Genomic DNA, 17,746 nt, shown 5'->3' with positions numbered 1-17,746 from the left:
GGGCTGACACACTGAGCTCCCATCGGATGCCTAAGCGAGATCACTTTTTGGAGGTGTTTTTTCACCGCTCGCGGCCAGCTTCATCTAGGCTTTGCGCGATCGGCGAAAGAAGATACTGTATAATATGCCGCTCTCCGGTCTTTATCTCTGCCTGAACGGCAAGCCCCGGACCAATTGGCGTGCGCTCACCTGCCACCATCAGAAATCGACGATTCAAATGAATGCGAGCGATAAATATGAGGCCCATCTGCTCATCCTGTACGGCGTCGCGGCTGATATCCTCAACCACACCATCGATGAAACCGTAATCCGTAAAGTTGAAGGCTTCGAGCTTTACGCGAACCGGCTGACCGACATGAATAAAGCCGATATCCTTATTGAGAATCCGAGCCGTGACTGCGACCTCCGCGTCATCAGGCACGATAACCATGATGGGCTCCGCAGGCTGGACGACCGCTCCAATCGTGGTAATCGCCAGTTGCTGAACCGTACCATCGACGGGTGAACGGATCTGCTGGAACTGACGTCGCCGTTGGTCCTTACGAAGCTCTTCGGAAGCGACCGCTGACCGATCCTGTGCCTCGGCCTGCTCTGACGCGGCACCGCGAGCAAAACTCTGCTCAAGTTGTTGCAGTTGCGCACTTATATTGGCGACCGCGGCGCGCGACTGTTGGGCATTTGCCTCCTGCACTTCTATGTTCTGAATGTGCTCGACCCGCAGTTGCTGGTATTCAAGCAATTTGAGCTTGGAGAAATAGCCCTTGTCGGCAAGCTCTTGCCGCGCAGCCAATTGCTTGTCGAGAAGCGGCAAGGTCTGTCGCAACTTAACTATTTCGGCCTGGGCTCCGGCAAGCTCAGCACGGCGCTGCTCGCGCTGCTGAAACAGGGCAGCCCGCTCCGCCACGAAAGCCGCAATTGCGCTTCGCACGAAACTGGACTGGGTGGCGACGAGATCGGGTGACGTCCCTGGCGGGGGCGCAAATGTTCCGGATCCGCCGTTGAGATAAGAAAGAAGGGCGGCGTTGCGCGCATCAACCACTTCGGCTGACAGCAATTGCTGAGCGCTCTGGCTCTGCGTTGCCTCGGTTATGGTTGGATCAAGCTCGACGAGCAGTTGCCCTTTTTTGACCCTCTGACCATTTCGCACGTGGAGAGCACGGACCGCGCCTATTTCGATCGGCTGAATTATTCGCGAGTTGGTCGATGGCACCACTTGCCCTTGCGCGGTTGCAACTACGTCGATCCTTCCGACAAAAGCCCATATAAGCGCTATTGCGAACAGGCTGCACAGAATGATGAGCAGCCATCGAAGTCCGGGGCTTGGCGGCTTCTCCATGATTTCTAGCGCGGCGGGCAGGAATTCGTGATCGCTTTTAGGCCGGAACGCCTTATCGCGATCGTTCTGGTCGCCCCAGCTTTCGCGCAGGATCGACAGATGCCTAGCTATGGTCGGAAATCTTCGTTCGATGATGCCGACGGGGGCTTCGCTGTCACTGCTCACGATGTCAGCCCCATCTGCTTGGCATATAGGCTCGCGTAACGGCCCCCGGCCTGTATGAGTTCGCCATGGCTACCCATCTCGGTGATGGTCCCGGCTTCCACTGTCACGATCCGGTTGCATTGGCGAACCGCGGAAAGCCGGTGAGCAATAATGATGACCGTTCGTCCTTTCGAAATTAGGCCAAGGTTTTTCTGGATGATCTCTTCGCTTTCAGCGTCCAAAGCGCTGGTCGCCTCATCGAGTATCAGGATCCGCGGATCGCCTATCAGCGCGCGAGCAATCGCGAGACGCTGACGCTGCCCGCCCGAAAGATTTGCACCGCGCTCGTCGATCACCGTGTCGTAGCCATGCGGCAGCTCAAGCACGAACTCGTGTGCTCCGGCCATCTGCGAAGCACCAATGACCCGCTCCATTGGCAACGTTGGATCTGCCAGCGCGATATTGTCACGAACAGTGCGGTTGAAGAGGATATTTTCCTGCAGCACAACGCCGATCTGACGGCGCAACCAAGCGGGGTCGACCAGCGCAAGATCTACGCCATCGACCAATATCCGTCCCTGCTCCGGGACATAAAGCCGCTGGACCAGTTTGGTCAATGTCGACTTTCCCGACCCTGAAGGTCCAACGATGCCAAGCATTTCTCCTTCGGCAATTTCAAGTTCGACGCCGCGTAATGCTTCGGGCGCATCCGGACGATAACGGAAGCGCACCTTGTCGAAAGCGACCTTGCCTTTGATTGGCGGAAGGCTCGCGCGTCCTGGGTTATGTTGTGGTTCAGCGGGCGCGTTGAGCACGTCTCCGAGCCGGTCAACCGAAATGCGGACCTGTTGGAAGTCCTGCCAGAGTTGGGATAAACGGAGGACGGGTTGGGCAACGCGGCCGGCCAGCATATTGAACGCAACAAGCGAACCCACCGAAAGATCTCCTGCAATTACCGCCTTTGCGCCGAAAAACAGGATTGCGACAGTCGTCAGCTTTGACACCCCTTGAATGAGATGGCTGCCCCAGTTGGAAAGGACCGCCACGCTGAAGCCAGTTTGGGTATAACCGGCAAACAGCTTCTCCCATTTGTCGCGTATCTGTGGCTCAACGGCCATTGATTTAAGTGTTCCGATGCCGGTAACTGTTTCGACGAGAAATGCCTGATTTTCCGCTCCGCGTCTGAACTTCTCGTCTAACCTTCGCCGGAGCGGCGGCGTGATAAAGACGGAGATTGCCAAATAGATCGGTATGGTTAGTGCAACGATCAAAGTCAGTATTGGCGAATAGAGATACATCACGACGAAAAAGACGATTGTGAAGAACAGGTCTATCACGACCGTCACTGCGTTGCTGGTCAGGAACTGCCTGATATTTTCCAGTTCTCGGACACGCGCGATGCTGTCACCTACCCGGCGCACTTCAAAATAACTCAGGGGCAATGAGACCAGATGGCTAAACATGTTGGCGGAAAGCTCTGCGTCGACCCTGTTGGTGGTATGAGCGAAAAGCCAGTTCCTCAGCGCCGACAGCACTGTCTCCCAGATCATGATGACCGCCAGACCAATTGCCAGCACTTCCAATGTGTTGAGGCTTTGATGAACCAGCACTTTGTCGATCACCAGCTGGAAAAAAATCGGCGAGACCAACCCCATCAACTGCAAAAAAAAGCTTCCGATGAGTACGTCGCGTATGGCGCGCCGATATTTGACCAACGCCGGGATAAACCAACTAATATCAAATGCCCGCTTGTCGCCAGACATCTTTTCCCTTGATGTCATCAGCAGCAGGCGACCATCGAACAATGCGCCAAATTCGTCCTTGTCGAGTATCTCAGGCCGGTCGCCATCTGGTCTCTGTATCAAGAAACGGGGCTGCTCGGACTGGTCGTCGATTTTCAGCAGGAGAAATGCTCCGTCCGCCGATGTCACGATCGCAGGCAGAGGCATTTTTAAAAGTTCGTCCAGCTTGGCCTCGCGTAGACGCGCAACAAGTCCCAACCGTCTGGCAATTCTAGACAAATCCTCCAGACTGTAAGGATCGTCTCCCCGTCCGCGGTCATGATGAATCTGCGCCCGATCGGCCGGCACTCCCAGAAACTTCGCCAGCAGCACAAAGCACTGCAACGCTGTATCAACAGGCGGATTACCATCGCCCGTGCCACTTTCAGCTAAATCTGTCATTTCAACATGCCCTTGAAAAAAGGGCGCCTCCCCTGTCCGCTATTTAACAGCGTGAAGTAACATCGCGCCACGAAAAAATGACGTGGGCAGATTTGGGCCGAAAAGGCTCGTCCAGACGCGCAAACGGATTTGTGTTTCTCATCTCACATCGGAAGCCGCATCCTGCGGTCTCACCGTAATGATTTGCCCTAAGCGAGTGGCATGAACCTTATAAACTGCTGTCTCAACTGCTCTGCTTAGCGAGAGCTTCTTTCAGTTTTTTGCCAGCATCAGCGCCTATCGTTTTCATTATACGCTCTCCGTTATCCGGATCAGTCTGGTGAAACCGGAATTCCTCCCCGGCGAGAGGACCCGACACGAGATCCGCTATCATTATCTCACGCTGTCGATTCTGCAGCGTCGAGAACGGAGCGATTAGATCTGTCCGCCGTCAGCACCAATGGCACTGATTTGCCACCCTACCGTCCCCGGGTGCCGACGGGGCTACCAATGACACCGGCACGCTCGACGGTAGTCAAGCGGCCGGTGCATTTTCACGAAAGTGCGGCCTCGCTGCGGTGCCAGCCGATACCAAGTATTGCGTTCAAATGAATTCCCAAAGATGACCCCTACCTTCTCGAACAACGCGCCCCACAGACGTCGACGAAAAATGGGAGCTAAACATCGCCGCGTTATGATCTGCGGCGAAGTCGAGTGCCCAACGACGAGACGTTAGGGTGGGGTAGCGCTTGGGATCGAATACCGAGAGCAGATCGGGCTCGTAGACCTGCAGGGGATGATGCAGGACATCGCCCGCGAAGAGCGCCTGCTCGCCTTGACTCTCAAGGACAATCGAAGCGTGATCAACCGTATGCCCCGGGGGTCGAGTGGAAGGTAAAGCCGGGTATCGCTTCCGTGCCCTTGATGACGATCATATCGGCAAGACCCGCTTCAATGACCGGCGTGACACTGTCGGCAACCGTCTGAAAGCTGGTGCGATTGCGATCGGTGTGGTTGGCCGGCTCAGTGAAATAGGCATATTCTTTAGCCGAGAAGATGTGGCGAGCATTTGGAAACGTTGGCTTCCAAATTCCGTCGACCAGACTCGTATTCCACCCGACATGATCGACATGCAGATGGGTGTGCAGGACATAATCAACCGCTTCCGGTGATACGCCGACGCTTCGAAGTCGTTCGAGATATGGTGTTTTGATCCGGTCAAAATACGGTGCGAACGGACGTGGCTTGTCGTTGCCGGCACCCGTATCAATCAAGATCGTCTTTCCGCCCAGCCATATGACCCAAGTGTGAATGCTCAGCAGAACATGCTGCCCATCGCGCGTCAGAGTTTCCGGCATTCGCTCCAGTCGCTGCCTCTGCTCCTCGCTCAGTTCAGGTAGCAGGTCGATCGGTTTGAAGTTTTCTAGTTCACAATCTTGAACACGGGCCACGCGCGCATCACCGACAGAATAGATATGAAAGTCTTTCATCAGGCACTCCTTTCGATGGCCAATGTGAGGGCTTCACTCGTCAGTTAAAAGCTGCTCAAACTTAACTCTATGCTGACTGGGAGTCATGAATGCGCGCCGGTGAAATTCTTGAACTCAATACATTCATCGCTGTCGCAGAGGAGCAGCGGTTTGCTTCGGCCGCTGTTCGCCTTGGCGTAACGCCGTCAGCGGTAAGCCAGTCAATTCGCAGATTAGAAGCGAGGCTTGGCAGCCGGCTCTTTTCACGGACGACGCGCAGCGTCGCACTGACCGACGCAGGAACGAAATTGCTTCTTGAGGTCAAGCCTGCATTCGAAAAGCTCGCAAGATCCAAACTCGTGTTGGCAAATGCAAGTGTTCTTCCGCCCGGGAGTGCACGGATCAGCGTGTCTGCGGTAGCCATGGAATTGCTCATTCTACCAATTCTTGCCGACTTCCGTCAGGCTCACCCTAATTTTCGTCTGGAGATCGTGGTCGAGGATAGAATTTCGGACCCAGTTGCTGGCCGCTATGACGCGACTATTCGCCGAGGCAAGCTGCTTGAACAGGACATGATCGCACGGGGTTTGAGCAAAAGCGATCAGCTCGTTCTGGTCGCATCCGACGCGTATCTTACCCAGCGAACGAAACCGGTACGCCCGCAAGATATTACCAACGACCGGATTGTGATCCGAAGGCCGCGCTCCGGGGCGATGACGCCTTGGTTGCTTGGCCGTGGAGATAAAATCGTTAAGGTGAAGGGTAAACCTACTTTAATTGTTGATAGTGCAATTGCCGCACGGCAATACGCGCGCGATAGCTTAGGCGTTGCTTTGCTTGCCCGCGACTTCGTCGCGGCGTCTCTCAGTGAAGGATCACTCAGGCGTGTGCTGCCAGAGTGGAGCAAGCCTTTAGCCGGATTTTATCTGATGTACGTCCATCGCGGCAGCCTTCACCCGGCACTGCGACATCTAGAGCGACTTATAACTCGCATATCCCGTTAAGCGCCTCAAGAATGCGCAAAAGACCCGTTTAGCGGGATGATCGGGGTCTAGATGGGGCCCCTCATTTCGATGGTTTAAAAGGCCGACTGGATTGTCAGTTGGCGAGATCGGGAAGTTGGCTGAGACAGCGGTTCGCATTCGGCGCGAGTATGCCGGAGGCCCATTCTGCTGGAATTTAGGGCAATCAAGGCGATCGCGCGGGATTTGCATGTGTCGCGCAAGGTCGTCCGCACGGCGGTCCGAGCGCCCGAAGGCACGTCCGATAATCAGCGGGCGGTGCAGCCGTTGCCGCAGATCGGTTCGTATCAGGAGCAACTCGACACAAAGCTGGCGAAGAACGAGGCCCGACCCCGGCGCGACAAGCTGCGAATGACACGCATCCACGATCTGCTGCGACGGGAGGATTTCAAGGGTTCCTATGATGCGGTCCGGAGCTACGCCGTCCGCTGGTCGGAAGCCTGGCGCAAGGACCTTGGAGAGGGGGTGGCAGCGTTCATCCCGCTCAAGTTCAGGCCGGGCGAGGCCTACCAGTTCGACTGGAGCCACGAAGACGTGGAGATCGCCGGTAAGCCGATGCGGGTGACGGTCGTCCATACCAGCATCTGGCAGTTGGCATTCTTGCTCAGCACCGTGGCATATTGCGGGGCGACGCCGACCGAATGCTTTCCCTTCTTCGGCTAGGCCGAATCATCGATAATCCGCCAGGCATCCTTACACCTATCATGCGGTCCGCTTTGGCAAGCAAAGCTGCTTCCATCGCACCTTCACCCCATAGGTCCCTCGCTACGAAATGTCTAGTTGGTCACAGCTCGCTTCCGAGGTGCGTGCCGCCGTAGGCTGCACGCTCTTGCGATCGCCAAGGCTTATCAAACCAGCGATCTAAGCCGGACACATCCTAGAACGCGTCTCGTGCTGAAGCGCCAACACAAACGGCTTCAGCCAAACCTCGAGATTGCACCGTCAATTCTCTGCCATAACCAGTCTCCATCAAAGCTCACTCCCTATGAATCAGCGAAACATCGCTCCGGGAAGCCTCAAAAGTTCAAATTTGCCAAAGTAACGCTAATGTCAGAGACGAATGACTATTGCCCCAGTCGTTTCTCGAAACTCAACCGAGTCGCCGAACTTCTGCGAGGCGATTTACCCATTCGTCAATAACTTCTTCTGGCCAAGCCACAATATAGCCACCAATCTGCACCGGCTTCGGAAACTTCCCCTCGCTCATCCAGCGATAGATTGTGGATCGGCCAAGCCCGACGCGATGCTGAACCTCCTTGAGCCGGATCAGCCGGGCGACGCGGCGCGGTTCGCCTTCGTTCGTTACTTCGTTCTGCTCAGGCATGAACGCCTCCATGCGATCCAGCGTAAATGTCAACTAGCAGCGCATCCTTGCGTTCAAGCTCTTCGATATGATCCGATAGCAGCCGAGCGACCCGTTGCGCGGTGCCCTTCGCCCAGCGCGGTTTCACATCGTGGATCTGGTTTCCCAGGACACGTTCGAGCGCCGACGGCAGTTCACACACCAGCTCCTCGAAAAACAGCGCCAGGTCGGACTGGAGCCAGCGCGACGAGCGGTCGGCGCCGGCCACCAGAAACAGCAGCAGATGCGCGCTGGGCGCTACACCGCAAGCGGCCATGAGCCGCAGCGCTTCGCCGATGCTGGCCGAGCGCGTCCCTGTCAGTATGCGCCGGAGCGCGTCCTTGTGAATGGCGGCGTCGCGCGCGATGTCGCAGCGGGCGCGCCCGCTCCGTTCGACCGCGGCGACGAGCAATTCCGCGAGGTCGGCGCGAACCAGCACCTCATCATAGAGCGTTATATCCATCATGGCCTTGTTCCTTTCCTTGCCATTCGAACCACGACTCACGAGGTACGCCGCGCCGATGGCTGTAGGAAAACGAAAAGAACATAAAAGGAACATATAGGAAACCGCGAATCGCATCACGCCATGATTCGCGCAAATTCCGGCTCGGCCCGCGCGATTGCCGGTAGCCTTCGCGCGCAGTCCTGCACGACCGGCGCACCGTGCGTCATCGCCAACGCAATTTTCGCCCTCAAACCGCTCGATGGGCATTTTTTGCTTGGCCGATCGGTCTCTCGGCATTTCCTGTTTTCCTACAGGCCAGCCTTTGGGTCATTCAGAACATACAGCGAACGATATCGCTGCATGCTTTCACTGGAGTGACCTTCATGAAGACCAATGCCCTCAAAAAGCGGCGCCCGCTCGCCGACTACATCCTTCCCGGCTGCGTCGCGCTGGCCTGCGCGGGTGCGGCCTTTGCCGGGGCCGACAATACGTTCGATCCGGCGCTCGCCAAGTTCACCGACTTCCTCGAAGGTTCGGGCGGCAAGATCATCACCGTGCTCAGCCTCGCGGGCGGCCTTATCGGCCTCGCTTCGGGGCGCTTCTCGCTCGGCCAGGTCGCGGTCCCGGTCGGTGTCGGCATTGGCGTAGGCACCGGCGTGCCGATCGTCACCAGCGTCGTGACCGCGGTCATCTAATCGCACCTCATCGGCAGGAGGGCGGCACATGACCGGCAGCTATATCATTCCCAGGCGTCTGGACGATCCCGAGCTCATCGGTTTCTGGACGATCGACGAGTTCATAGGGCTTCTCGTTCCGTTCGCCTGGGGCATTCTCGCGCAGCATGTCTTCATCGGCATCGCGCTCTCGTTTGTCGCCTGGTTCGCCTTGCGGAAGGCCAAGTCAGGGAATGCGGGCTCGAAGCTGATCCATGCCGCCTACTGGTATCTGCCCGGCTCCTTTCTGGGGCTGAAGGCCACGCCGCCCTCCTATTGCCGTCTACTGGTCGGCTGAGGACCAAATCCATGCAAGCACAGATCGCCCATCAAACCGCGCAAAGCCATCTGCGCCAGCGCAACCGGCTCGCACTCGTCGCCGGACTGCTCGCTCTTTCCAGCCTGGTTTCGTTCGGTGTTGCCGCCACCCGCGACCGCGAGGTCGTGCTGGTCCCGATAGCCACGCAGCGGATGACGGTCTCCAGCGCCGGGGTCACCGCGAGCTATCTCGAGCTCGTCACCCGCGATACCGCGCTGATGCTGCTCAACCGCTCGCCGCAGGCGCTCGACTATTGGATGAGCGCAATCCTCCAACTCGCCGATCCGGCGGCGCATGGCGCGCTGAAAGCCGAGCTCGTCAAGATCGTCGAGGAACAGCGCGGCTCGGACGTCGCCCAGGCCTTCATGATCAATTCGCTGAGCGTCGATCCCAAGGCGCTGACCTCGGAAGTCAGCGGCACGCTCAAGACCTTTGTCGGCGCCCAAGTGATCGCGAGCGAGGAGCGCCGCTTCACCTTTCGCTGGACCCAGCGCGGTCTCAGCCTCGCGCTCGCCGGCTTCGCGCAGGCGCCCATCGAACAGAAGGACAGAACATGAGCCTGCTTACTTCCACCTGCGCTGCCGCGCTTGCCGGCACCGGCCTTGCCAGCATTGGCCTGGGCGCCGCCAAGTCCATCGACTGCGGTCTGAAGCCCGTCGGCCTTGCACTCGTTGCGTTCGCGCTAACCGCCGGTCCGGCGCGCGCCGACCAGTTCGTCGAGGCCGCCGACAATGCCCGGATCGACTGTGTGCTTTCGCGCGAACAGCTGACGCGAATATCGCTGATGGGCGACGGCTTCGCCAATGTCTCCAAGATCGCCAGCGCCTATCCCTATAATGATTTCACGGTAACGCACGAGCCGGTGCGCGGCGACATCTATATATCCATCCCGCCGCTATTTGCGTCGGACAGCGTCACCTTCTTCGCCACCAGCACGCACGGCTATGTCTACAAGTTCGCCTGCCGCGCCAAAGGTGAGGAGGCGAGTCAGATCTTCATCTCCAATCCCGCGCTCAAATCGAGCGAAGCGCAGGAATGGGAGCGCCAGACCGGACCCGACGATGCCGCGATCCGGCTGATCGAGGCGATGGCGAGCGATGCAGTGCTCCCCGGTTTTACCGCGCGCCACGAGATCGGACGGCCGCGGGAGACCGACGGCCTCGAGGTCCAACTGGTCGCCGAATATATCGGCAGTTCGCTTGCCGGACAGCATTTTACGATCCGCAACCGCGGCAAAGCCACGCTTATCCTGAGCGAGGAACGCGAACCACCCGTCGACGCACTCGCCTTTGCCTATGGTGCCGACAGTCTCGCGCCGGGCCAGACCGCCAGCGCATTTCTCGTATTCGAGCGCGGAGGGCTGGACTGATGGCTATTCAACCTTCCGGCATGCCGAGCGCCGAGGGCGCTGCGCCCGAGCGCCAGACCGCGCGCGGCTCGCTCAACCGCCAGATCGCGCAGCGCCAGAAAATGCTGCTCGCCGGGATCGGCGGTCTCGCGCTGATCGGCGGCGGCTGGTTCATCCTGGGCGGTGACGATGCGTCCGATCCCTCTTCCCCGGACGCGCCGGTCACCATCGATACCGGCGGCCTCGTCAACCGCGACCTGTCGCAGCGCGAGTTCGTGGCGAGCTACGGCAATCGGCTCGATGCGCTGTCGCGCGAGCAAAAGGCGCTGAAGGACGCGCAATTGCCACGGCCTGAGATCGAGCAGGAACTCGAGGCGCTGCGTGTCGAAAACGCGCAAATGCGCAGCGACGGCCAGGCCGCGATCGATGCGATCTCGGCGGAAAACGGCGCGCTTAAATCGGAGCTGCAACGCAGCGCATCGAACGCGGCCGAACCCCCTGCCCCGCTTGCCCCGTCTTATGGCCCGCAAGCCGGGACCTATGGACCCGGCGCGGTCCAGTCCCCTGCCGATGCGGCGCCAGGGCCGGGCGGCGATACGGGCGAGCCCAAGGTCAGCCTGCTCAGCTTTACAAAAGCCTCGGACGCGAAAGCGGCACCGGCGGCGGCAGGATCGGCGATACCGCCGCTGCTGCTCGAAGACAGTGCCGACTATCTGCCGCCCAACAGCTACGCGCCGGCCCGGGTCATCGTCGGGGTCGACGCCTCGGTGGGCGTTGCCAGCCAGACCGATCCGCTTCCGGTGGTGCTGCGCATCACCGGCCCCGCGCGCTCGGTGATGCGGCACGGCAAGCTGCTCACCACCGACATCACCGGCTGTCTCGTCAATGGCGCGGCGCGCGGCGATCTGTCTTCGGAAAAGGTCTATGTCAAACTGGCTCGCATGACCTGCGCGCAGCCGGGCGGACGCTATGCCGTCAGCGAGGTCAAGGGGTTCATCAGCTTTGCCGGCAAGTCGGGAGTGCGCGGCCGCGTCGTCAGCCGCGAGGGTAGCCTCGTCTCCCAGGCGCTGCTCGCCGGCATCGTCGGCGGGTTCGGCCGCGGCTTCTCGGCCAATGCCAATAGCATTTTTACAGGCTCGATCGGCGCGGACGGCAAGCGCGCCGGTCTCTCGGGCGGCGATATTCTCGCGGGCGGGCTCGGCCAGGGTGCCGGGGAAGCCGCCGACACGGTGAGCAAATATCTGATCGAACGCGCCGAGCAATATCAACCCGTTGTCGAAATGCCGACCGGCATCGAAGTCGAGATCGTGTTTCTCGACGGCGTCCAGGTGCGCAGCAAAAGGAGCAAATAAACAATGACTATTTCCCGATATTCAAACCACCGGCTTTGCGGCAAGACCAGGGCCGCCGCCATTGCGCTGGCGCTCGCCAGCGGCATTGCCACGACCGGCCTGGCGGTCGCGGCGGTCACCTCCGCGCCTGCGCGCGCCAGCGAACTCGCCCGGGACGTCACCGCCGCGATCAAGCTGCGCCTGCCCAAAACCCCCGTCTCCAGCCTGACCTGCAAGGGGTTCGGCGGCCTGTGCGAAGTGGTCTCGGGCAAGACCCTGTTCTATGTCGACAGGCACGCGCGCTTTCTGGTGGTCGGCCGCCTCTACGACATGGAGACGCGCCGCGATCTGACCGCCGCGCGGCTTCTGGAAATCAACCCCGACATGCTGGCGGGCAGCGCTCCGAGCGCCGAGCCTACTGAGCAGACGTCTCCCAAGCCTGCGTCGCAAAAGGTGAGCCTCGAAAGTCTCCCGGCGCACGGCGCGATCCACTGGGGCGATCTGGACGGGCCGCGCCTCGTCGTCTTTTCCGATTTCAAGTGCGGCTATTGTCAAAAACTGACGGCCGAACTCGCCAAAACTGGCGTCCATGTCGAGGAACGTCCGATCTCGATCTTCGGACTGGAAAGCCGGGCGCTGTCGGAAGCCGTGCTGTGTGCCGCCGATCCGGTGGCCGCGCTCCACGGCGCCTACGCCGGAACCGCGCCGAAGCGCGAGAAGGGCTGCACGCCCAAGGGTCTGGACGCCAACGAGGCGTTCGCCGAGGCCCATGGCTTTTCCGGCACGCCGGTGATGGTGCGGGCCAGCGACGGCGCGGTGCTGCAAGGCTATCGCGGCGCCGCCGAGATCCGCCGCTTCATGGGGCTTAGCTCTCGGCAGGATGGACTTCGCTGATGCGCCGCCTCCTGACGTTCCGTATCGCTCTTGCTGCCTCCGGCCTGATGGTGCTCGGCGCGTGCGCCAGCCTCGGCACCAATGTCAGCGGCAGTTTCGCCTGCCGCGCGCCGCAGGGCAGCTGCGCGCCGACTTCGGCGATCGATGCTGCGGCAACCGGCATGGACGCAGGCACCGCGCCGCAAGGTGCGGCTTCCGCCGCGCGTGATGCTTTGCACGGCGTCGGGGCCGCGCCCTCGCGGCGCATGCTCAAAATCGTGCTCGCAGGGTACCGCGACGCGGACGGCAATGAGCACGAGCCGCGCATCGTGCGCGTCGCGCTCGATGAACCCACTTGGCGGGATCATGCGGTGCCCCGCAGCGCGCGTGAAATCGCGCGCCGCCTTGCTCTGGACCTCGCTCCGTATGGCGAAGCCGCCACCGATCCGCGAACCGCCGAAACCGAACCGTCGCCGCTGGCAGACGATGCCTTCGACACTACCACCCCCTTTTCCCCCTTGTCTGGCGAGCTGTTCTCCCCCTCGCAGCAAAGCCAGGCAGTTCCCGGTCCTCTCCTGCCGGGAACCGAGGGGCCGGGCATGTTTCCTCCCCGGCATGACCTGGCCCCTCATCCAGACAGCGGCGATCCTTCCTTCGAAGGATTGCCAAGCATCGAGGCGATCGAGGCCGCAAAGGCGCGCGCGAGCCAAGAGAAGCGGCCATGACGCTTTTCCTCAGACAAGCACGCGATAGGCTGCTCGGCAGCCTGTTCGGTGACACGGCGCAGGCCGAGCCGGCGCGGCCCGCCCTCCAGCTCGACATGCTCTCGGACTGGCTGCCCTACCGCGTGTTCGACGAAGCACCCCGGCTTTACCGCAACGCCCGCTCCAAAGGGTTCATTCTGTCGGTCACCCCGCTGATCGGCGCGGACGAGCGCACCGGCGAGATCCTCGGACAGTTCCTGTCCGAAGGCATGCCGCCGGGCGCCTGCCTCCAGATCCTCCATTTTGCCAGCCCACGGATCGGCAGCGTCGTCGCGCCCTGGTTCGCGGCGCGCTACGAACAGGGCGGCATCTACGAGGCGATGGCGCGCACCCGCGCCGCCCGGCTCTACGATCTGGTCTGGGACAGCGGCTCGGCGCACGCGCCATTCCATGCGCGGTGCCACCGGCTCGTGATCTCGCTCGGCGTACCAGTGCCGGGCTCCGCGGAGGATAGCGAGCTCGTCCAGTGCCGGGACGGCCTCATCGGCATGCTCGAATCGCTGGGCGCGAACGCGCGCGAAATGGCGCCGCCGGAGCTGATCGCGCTCGTCGACGATCTCACCTCGCCGACCACCGCGCGCAGCGAGGATGATCTGGTCTACAATCCGCTCGATCCGATCGCCTCCCAGGCGATCCGGCGCGACATCGAACTGGAGGTCGCGGACGACCGGCTGCTCTTGCGCACCGAACGCTTCCGCGAGACGGGCCGCGACGCCAACGGTATTCCGCAAATGGGCGAGACCTATCCCGACCGGTTCGACCTGCGTCATTTTGGCGTGCGTTCGATGCCCGAACGCTGGGCGCCGTGGGAATGCGCGCGGCTGATCGGCGACATGTTCACCGACAAGCTGCGCTTCCCCTGCCCCGCCGCGACCATCCTCTGCCTCGTCTATCCCGACCAGGACGCCGCGTCCGCGCGCGCGGGCTACAAGTTCATGCGCACGACCAGTCTTTCGCAAACCAAAAGCGCGCGGTTCCTGCCCAAACTCTCCGAGCAGTCTTCCGAATGGGCGCATGTCCAGGCCGAACTGCAGGCGGGCAAGAAGCTCGTCCAGCTATTCCACGGGATCACGAGCTATTCGCCCATGGGCCAGGGCGATGCGCATGAACGCGTGATCAAGGCGATCTACAAGGCGGCGGGCTGGGATCTGGCCGACGAGCGGTTTCTGCAGCTCCACGGCCTCATCGCAGCCATGCCGCTCAGCCTCGCCGACGGGCTTGGAGCCGATCTCAAACGCCTCAAACGCCTGAAGACGATGCTCTCGGCCACCGCGGCGCATATCGCGCCGGTGCAGGGCGAGTTTCTGGGCGGACCGATCCCGCATCTCCTGCTGCTCGGACGGCGCGGCCAGCCCTTCTGGTGGTCGCCGTTCGAGAACGAGGCGGGCAATCACAATGTCGCGATCTGCGGCAAATCGGGATCGGGCAAGTCGGTGTTGTTGCAGGAGCTCTGCGCGTCCCTGCGCGGCGCGGGCGCCAAGGTCGTCGTCATCGATGACGGCCGCTCGTTCGAGCATTCGGTGAAATTGCAGGGCGGCCGCTTCGTCGAGTTCACCCTGAAATCGGGCTTTTCGCTAAATCCCTTTTCGATTGTAGACGAAGCAAAGGCGGAAGCGGACGAGGACTATCGGCTCGACTGCTTCGCGATGATCAAGGCGATCCTGGCGCAGATGGCGCGCCACGGCGAAGCGCCCAGCGATACCGAGCGCGGCCTGATCGACCAGGCGGTGACCGGGGTGTGGGACCGGCTCGGCAATAAAGCAAGCATCGACGATGTCGGGCAAGCGCTGACCGGAACCGACAATCCGGTCGCGGCCGATCTCGCGCTGGCGATCGCGCCTTACCGGAAAGGCGGCAGCTATGGCGGCTTCTTCAGCGGCCCCGCGACCCTCACGCTCGACGATGACTTCACCGTCTTCGAAATGTCCGATCTCGCCTCGCGCGAGGAGCTGCGCAGCGTCATGCTCTCGGCGATCATGTTCATGACCGGCCAGGCGATGACGCGTGGTTCGCGCGCGCGCCGGAAGCTGCTGCTGATCGACGAAGCCTGGTCGATGCTGAAGGGCGGCTCGATGGGCGAGTTCGTCGAGACCTATGCCCGCACCGCGCGCAAATATGGCGGCGCGCTCGCCACCGCCACGCAATCCTTGAACGACTATTACAAGTCGGACGGCGCGCGCGCCGCACTGGAGAACAGCGACTGGATGCTGGTGCTCCAGCAAAAGGCCGAGACGATCGCCGATTTTCGCAAAAACGACCGGCTCGACATGGACGACCGCACCGAGACGCTGATCCGCAGCCTCAAGCGCTCGGGCAGCGAATATAGCGAGGTCTTTATAAAAGGCCCGGACACCGAGGCGATCGGTCGGCTCGTGCTCGATCCCTTTTCGGCGACGATCTTTTCGTCATCCCCCAATGTCTATGCCGCGATCCAGAGCGAACAGGATCGAGGCGCGAGTCTCGCCGATGCCATCCGCATCGTCGCCGAGAATGGCCCGAACAAGGAAGTCCGCTGATGCCCTGCCAGTTCGCAACACCGCTCGATCGTCTTGTGGAGCAAACCCGGCCTCCCGCCGAGCGCGAACGAAGCACCCACATCCGCTGGAAGCGTGCGGCGCAGGCCGGCTGCACGATCTTCCTCGTCGGCACGCGCTTCGCGCTATCGACCGTCCTGCTCGTGCTCGGCCTGCCGCTGTTCGTCTTTCTGCTGCTCGCGGGCTGGGATCTGCATATCCTGTTCGCGCAGCTCGGCAATCTCGCGGGCCATTATCTCGCCGCCTCGCCGGCGGCGCGGATCGTCTTTTCGACCGATCTCAGGATCACTTTTGCCGCGCTGGCAGGGCTCGTCGCCTGTCTGCGCCTGCCTGGATTGGTTCGCGAGATCGCACGATCGCTGGATCATTCGCAGACGCAAGGAGGCGGGGATGAATAAGAACAAATGGGCAACAAATTTGCTTGCCACACTTAAACCGGCGCTGCTGATGCTCGTCGCGGTCACGCTCGCCCTGTGGATGGCCTGGGTCAGCCGCGAGTTGAACGAGCCCCTTAAACCCCAGATCGTCACCGTGCGGCTCGCGCAGACCATGGGGGCGTTCGTCGAGCGCGAGGCGCGCGCTGGCGGCGATGGCGCGGCGAGCCGTTTGCGCACTTTGGCCTATCTCAAGGCCGCCGACGGCGCGGTCCGGGACATGGGCCGGGACGGACGGATCGTGCTGGTCGCCGAGGCAGTTCTGGCGGGCGATGCGCCCGACGCAACCGCCGAACTCGAGGCGCGGATCGCCGCGCGTATCGCTGCGGGCACGGGCGCGGAGCAGCGCCCATGAACCGGATCGAACAGTCGCTGCGCAACACCGCAACGCGCCTCAAGCGCCCGCTGCTGCTGACCGCGGTTCTGGCGCTCTCGCTCGCCTACGCGCCGCTCACCGCGTTCCAGGACGATCATGCGCTTCTCATCAATGCCAGCCCGAGCCTGCCGCACTGGGCGTTCTGGCTCGACAGGCATGCGGTGCCGCAGCGCGGCAGTCTCATTTTTTTTGAGCCGCCGCGCTCCGACCTGCTCGCACGGCATTTCGGCAAAAAGCCGCATCTGTTCGGCAAGCGCGTGCTGGGCATGCCGGGCGATGTCGTCACCCACCGCGGGTCACGCGTGTTCATCAACGGACATCTGGTCGCTACGACCAAGCCGGTTACGCGCCTCGGTGTGCCCCTCGCGCGCGGCCCCCAAGGCCGCGTGCCCGAGCGCTGCTATTATGCCGGAAGCCATCATCCGGATGGCTTCGACAGCCGCTATGCGGCGATCGGATTCGTCTGTGCGGGCCAGATCCTCGGCAGCGGGAGAACGATCCTGTGAGAAAGCTCCTCATCAGTATGTGCCTGCTCGGGATCGCGACGTCCACCGAGGCGCGCGACTACGGCCAGCAGGGCGCCGTCTTTCCGGTGATCGAGCGCGACCTGCTCGCGCAAATCCAGTCGCGGCTCGTCGCCATGGAAACCAGCGGCGAAACCAGACGGCTCAATGCCGAACTCAAACGCCGCACGATTGCGCGCGTCAATCGGCCCGAACCGGTGGCGGGACTGGTCTCGGCCACGCAAGCGCGCAGCTGGGCCTTCGATCCCACCATCACGCTTGCCGCCGATATCCGCGGCGCGAAGGGCGAGCTGATCTGGGCGAAGGGTGCGCGGGTCAATCCGCTGGACAGCGTGCCCCTGCGCGAGCCGCTGCTGTTCATCGACGGCGACGATCCCGATCAACTGGGCTGGGCGCTGCAGCAGAACGCACGGGCCAAGCTCATTCTGACACGCGGCGCGCCGCTCGCGCTGATGAAAGCCAGAAAGCGGCGCTTCTATTTCGACCAGGGCGGAAAGCTGGTGAAGCATTTCGGGATCGGCGCACTGCCGGCGCGGGTCGCCCAGGAAGGGCGGCAACTTCAGGTTAGCGAGGTCGCGCTGCCGGCCAAAGCGGGAGCCCAAAAATGACG

18 protein-coding genes and 1 pseudogene are annotated in these 17,746 nt (G+C 61.5%); 14 read left to right on the top strand and 5 right to left on the bottom strand.

The genetic code is table 11. The features are described from left to right. Positions 1 to 61: 61 nt before the first annotated feature. The 3 genes from ACOQPC_RS04625 to ACOQPC_RS04615 form a co-directional block, all read right to left on the bottom strand. Positions 62 to 1,501 carry an HlyD family type I secretion periplasmic adaptor subunit gene (locus ACOQPC_RS04625; protein WP_420607485.1) on the bottom strand — a complete coding sequence of 480 codons (1,440 nt, stop codon included), beginning with the start codon at positions 1,499 to 1,501 and terminating at the stop codon, positions 62 to 64. Continuing rightward, a complete protein-coding gene (locus tag ACOQPC_RS04620; RefSeq protein WP_420607484.1) occupies positions 1,498 to 3,663 on the bottom strand; it encodes a type I secretion system permease/ATPase in 2,166 nt (721 codons plus the stop codon). The genes ACOQPC_RS04625 and ACOQPC_RS04620 overlap by 4 nt, the downstream gene beginning before the upstream one ends. Positions 3,664 to 4,505: 842 nt before the next feature. Next, positions 4,506 to 5,132, bottom strand: coding sequence for an MBL fold metallo-hydrolase (locus ACOQPC_RS04615; RefSeq protein ID WP_420607483.1), 627 nt, complete (start codon positions 5,130 to 5,132; stop codon positions 4,506 to 4,508). Between the two features lie 89 nt (positions 5,133 to 5,221). Between ACOQPC_RS04615 and ACOQPC_RS04610 the strand changes: the two genes are divergently transcribed. Continuing rightward, positions 5,222 to 6,115 carry a LysR family transcriptional regulator gene (locus tag ACOQPC_RS04610; protein WP_420607482.1) on the top strand — a complete coding sequence of 298 codons (894 nt, stop codon included), beginning with the start codon at positions 5,222 to 5,224 and terminating at the stop codon, positions 6,113 to 6,115. Positions 6,116 to 6,277: 162 nt separating this feature from the next. After that, positions 6,278 to 6,730 (top strand): annotated as a pseudogene (locus ACOQPC_RS04605) (IS21 family transposase); the annotation flags it as partial. 493 nt (positions 6,731 to 7,223) lie between these two features. On the opposite strand, the gene ACOQPC_RS04600 reads toward ACOQPC_RS04605, so the two are convergent. Together ACOQPC_RS04600 and ACOQPC_RS04595 are read right to left on the bottom strand one after the other, a co-directional pair. After that, positions 7,224 to 7,457, bottom strand: coding sequence for a helix-turn-helix transcriptional regulator (locus ACOQPC_RS04600; RefSeq protein ID WP_420607481.1), 234 nt, complete (start codon positions 7,455 to 7,457; stop codon positions 7,224 to 7,226). Further along, entirely contained in the window at positions 7,450 to 8,187 is a 738-nt protein-coding gene (locus tag ACOQPC_RS04595; RefSeq protein ID WP_420607480.1) for a hypothetical protein, read from the bottom strand. The genes ACOQPC_RS04600 and ACOQPC_RS04595 overlap by 8 nt, the downstream gene beginning before the upstream one ends. 116 nt (positions 8,188 to 8,303) lie before the next feature. Between ACOQPC_RS04595 and ACOQPC_RS04590 the strand changes: the two genes are divergently transcribed. From ACOQPC_RS04590 to traW, 12 genes are read left to right on the top strand one after another with little or no spacing between them, the layout of a single operon-like run. Then, entirely contained in the window at positions 8,304 to 8,615 is a 312-nt protein-coding gene (locus tag ACOQPC_RS04590) for a hypothetical protein (protein ID WP_420607479.1), read from the top strand. A 28-nt stretch (positions 8,616 to 8,643) separates the two neighbouring features. Beyond that, the gene (traL, locus tag ACOQPC_RS04585) at positions 8,644 to 8,931 is read left to right on the top strand and encodes a type IV conjugative transfer system protein TraL (protein WP_420607478.1); all 288 of its coding nucleotides are present in this window, start codon (positions 8,644 to 8,646) and stop codon (positions 8,929 to 8,931) included. Between the two features lie 11 nt (positions 8,932 to 8,942). Continuing rightward, on the top strand, positions 8,943 to 9,509 hold the full coding sequence (locus ACOQPC_RS04580) for a type IV conjugative transfer system protein TraE (protein WP_420607477.1): 567 nt from the start codon (positions 8,943 to 8,945) through the stop codon (positions 9,507 to 9,509). After that, entirely contained in the window at positions 9,506 to 10,321 is an 816-nt protein-coding gene (locus ACOQPC_RS04575) for a type-F conjugative transfer system secretin TraK (protein ID WP_420607476.1), read from the top strand. The genes ACOQPC_RS04580 and ACOQPC_RS04575 overlap by 4 nt, the downstream gene beginning before the upstream one ends. Further along, entirely contained in the window at positions 10,321 to 11,652 is a 1,332-nt protein-coding gene (locus ACOQPC_RS04570; protein ID WP_420607475.1) for a TraB/VirB10 family protein, read from the top strand. The genes ACOQPC_RS04575 and ACOQPC_RS04570 overlap by 1 nt, the downstream gene beginning before the upstream one ends. 3 nt (positions 11,653 to 11,655) lie before the next feature. After that, complete coding sequence (locus tag ACOQPC_RS04565) at positions 11,656 to 12,525, top strand: DsbC family protein (RefSeq protein ID WP_420607474.1); 870 nt, start codon at positions 11,656 to 11,658, stop codon at positions 12,523 to 12,525. Then, positions 12,525 to 13,229 carry a hypothetical protein gene (locus tag ACOQPC_RS04560; protein WP_420607473.1) on the top strand — a complete coding sequence of 235 codons (705 nt, stop codon included), beginning with the start codon at positions 12,525 to 12,527 and terminating at the stop codon, positions 13,227 to 13,229. Before ACOQPC_RS04565 ends, ACOQPC_RS04560 begins: the two co-directional genes overlap by 1 nt. Continuing rightward, positions 13,226 to 15,784 (top strand): type IV secretion system protein TraC, encoded by a 2,559-nt coding sequence (traC, locus tag ACOQPC_RS04555; protein ID WP_420607472.1) that lies wholly within the window; start codon positions 13,226 to 13,228, stop codon positions 15,782 to 15,784. Before ACOQPC_RS04560 ends, traC begins: the two co-directional genes overlap by 4 nt. After that, positions 15,784 to 16,200 carry a hypothetical protein gene (locus ACOQPC_RS04550; RefSeq protein ID WP_420607471.1) on the top strand — a complete coding sequence of 139 codons (417 nt, stop codon included), beginning with the start codon at positions 15,784 to 15,786 and terminating at the stop codon, positions 16,198 to 16,200. Before traC ends, ACOQPC_RS04550 begins: the two co-directional genes overlap by 1 nt. Continuing rightward, positions 16,193 to 16,591, top strand: a complete 399-nt coding sequence (locus ACOQPC_RS04545) for a TrbI F-type domain-containing protein (protein WP_420607470.1) — start codon at positions 16,193 to 16,195, stop codon at positions 16,589 to 16,591. Before ACOQPC_RS04550 ends, ACOQPC_RS04545 begins: the two co-directional genes overlap by 8 nt. Beyond that, the gene (locus tag ACOQPC_RS04540; RefSeq protein ID WP_420607469.1) at positions 16,588 to 17,118 is read left to right on the top strand and encodes a S26 family signal peptidase; all 531 of its coding nucleotides are present in this window, start codon (positions 16,588 to 16,590) and stop codon (positions 17,116 to 17,118) included. The genes ACOQPC_RS04545 and ACOQPC_RS04540 overlap by 4 nt, the downstream gene beginning before the upstream one ends. 17 nt (positions 17,119 to 17,135) lie before the next feature. Next, positions 17,136 to 17,744: a type-F conjugative transfer system protein TraW gene (traW, locus tag ACOQPC_RS04535; protein WP_420608065.1), complete on the top strand. Its 609-nt coding sequence runs from the start codon at positions 17,136 to 17,138 to the stop codon at positions 17,742 to 17,744. Positions 17,745 to 17,746 lie beyond the last annotated feature (2 nt).

This window comes from Novosphingopyxis sp., assembly GCF_965218915.1.
GTDB lineage: Bacteria > Pseudomonadota > Alphaproteobacteria > Sphingomonadales > Sphingomonadaceae > Novosphingopyxis.
The sequence above is the reverse complement of the archived record's forward strand: the minus strand, read 5'-3'. Positions and strand labels throughout refer to the sequence as shown.

Coding starts and splice junctions, on each gene's coding strand:
- ACOQPC_RS04620 (WP_420607484.1), bottom strand. CDS start 3,663: ATGACAGATTTAGCTGAAAGTGGCACGGGCGATGGTAATCCGCCTGTT.
- ACOQPC_RS04615 (WP_420607483.1), bottom strand. CDS start 5,132: ATGAAAGACTTTCATATCTATTCTGTCGGTGATGCGCGCGTGGCCCGT.
- ACOQPC_RS04610 (WP_420607482.1), top strand. CDS start 5,222: ATGCGCGCCGGTGAAATTCTTGAACTCAATACATTCATCGCTGTCGCA.
- ACOQPC_RS04600 (WP_420607481.1), bottom strand. CDS start 7,457: ATGCCTGAGCAGAACGAAGTAACGAACGAAGGCGAACCGCGCCGCGTC.
- ACOQPC_RS04595 (WP_420607480.1), bottom strand. CDS start 8,187: ATGCCCATCGAGCGGTTTGAGGGCGAAAATTGCGTTGGCGATGACGCA.
- ACOQPC_RS04590 (WP_420607479.1), top strand. CDS start 8,304: ATGAAGACCAATGCCCTCAAAAAGCGGCGCCCGCTCGCCGACTACATC.
- traL (WP_420607478.1), top strand. CDS start 8,644: ATGACCGGCAGCTATATCATTCCCAGGCGTCTGGACGATCCCGAGCTC.
- ACOQPC_RS04580 (WP_420607477.1), top strand. CDS start 8,943: ATGCAAGCACAGATCGCCCATCAAACCGCGCAAAGCCATCTGCGCCAG.
- ACOQPC_RS04575 (WP_420607476.1), top strand. CDS start 9,506: ATGAGCCTGCTTACTTCCACCTGCGCTGCCGCGCTTGCCGGCACCGGC.
- ACOQPC_RS04570 (WP_420607475.1), top strand. CDS start 10,321: ATGGCTATTCAACCTTCCGGCATGCCGAGCGCCGAGGGCGCTGCGCCC.
- ACOQPC_RS04565 (WP_420607474.1), top strand. CDS start 11,656: ATGACTATTTCCCGATATTCAAACCACCGGCTTTGCGGCAAGACCAGG.
- ACOQPC_RS04560 (WP_420607473.1), top strand. CDS start 12,525: ATGCGCCGCCTCCTGACGTTCCGTATCGCTCTTGCTGCCTCCGGCCTG.
- traC (WP_420607472.1), top strand. CDS start 13,226: ATGACGCTTTTCCTCAGACAAGCACGCGATAGGCTGCTCGGCAGCCTG.
- ACOQPC_RS04550 (WP_420607471.1), top strand. CDS start 15,784: ATGCCCTGCCAGTTCGCAACACCGCTCGATCGTCTTGTGGAGCAAACC.
- ACOQPC_RS04545 (WP_420607470.1), top strand. CDS start 16,193: ATGAATAAGAACAAATGGGCAACAAATTTGCTTGCCACACTTAAACCG.
- ACOQPC_RS04540 (WP_420607469.1), top strand. CDS start 16,588: ATGAACCGGATCGAACAGTCGCTGCGCAACACCGCAACGCGCCTCAAG.
- traW (WP_420608065.1), top strand. CDS start 17,136: ATGTGCCTGCTCGGGATCGCGACGTCCACCGAGGCGCGCGACTACGGC.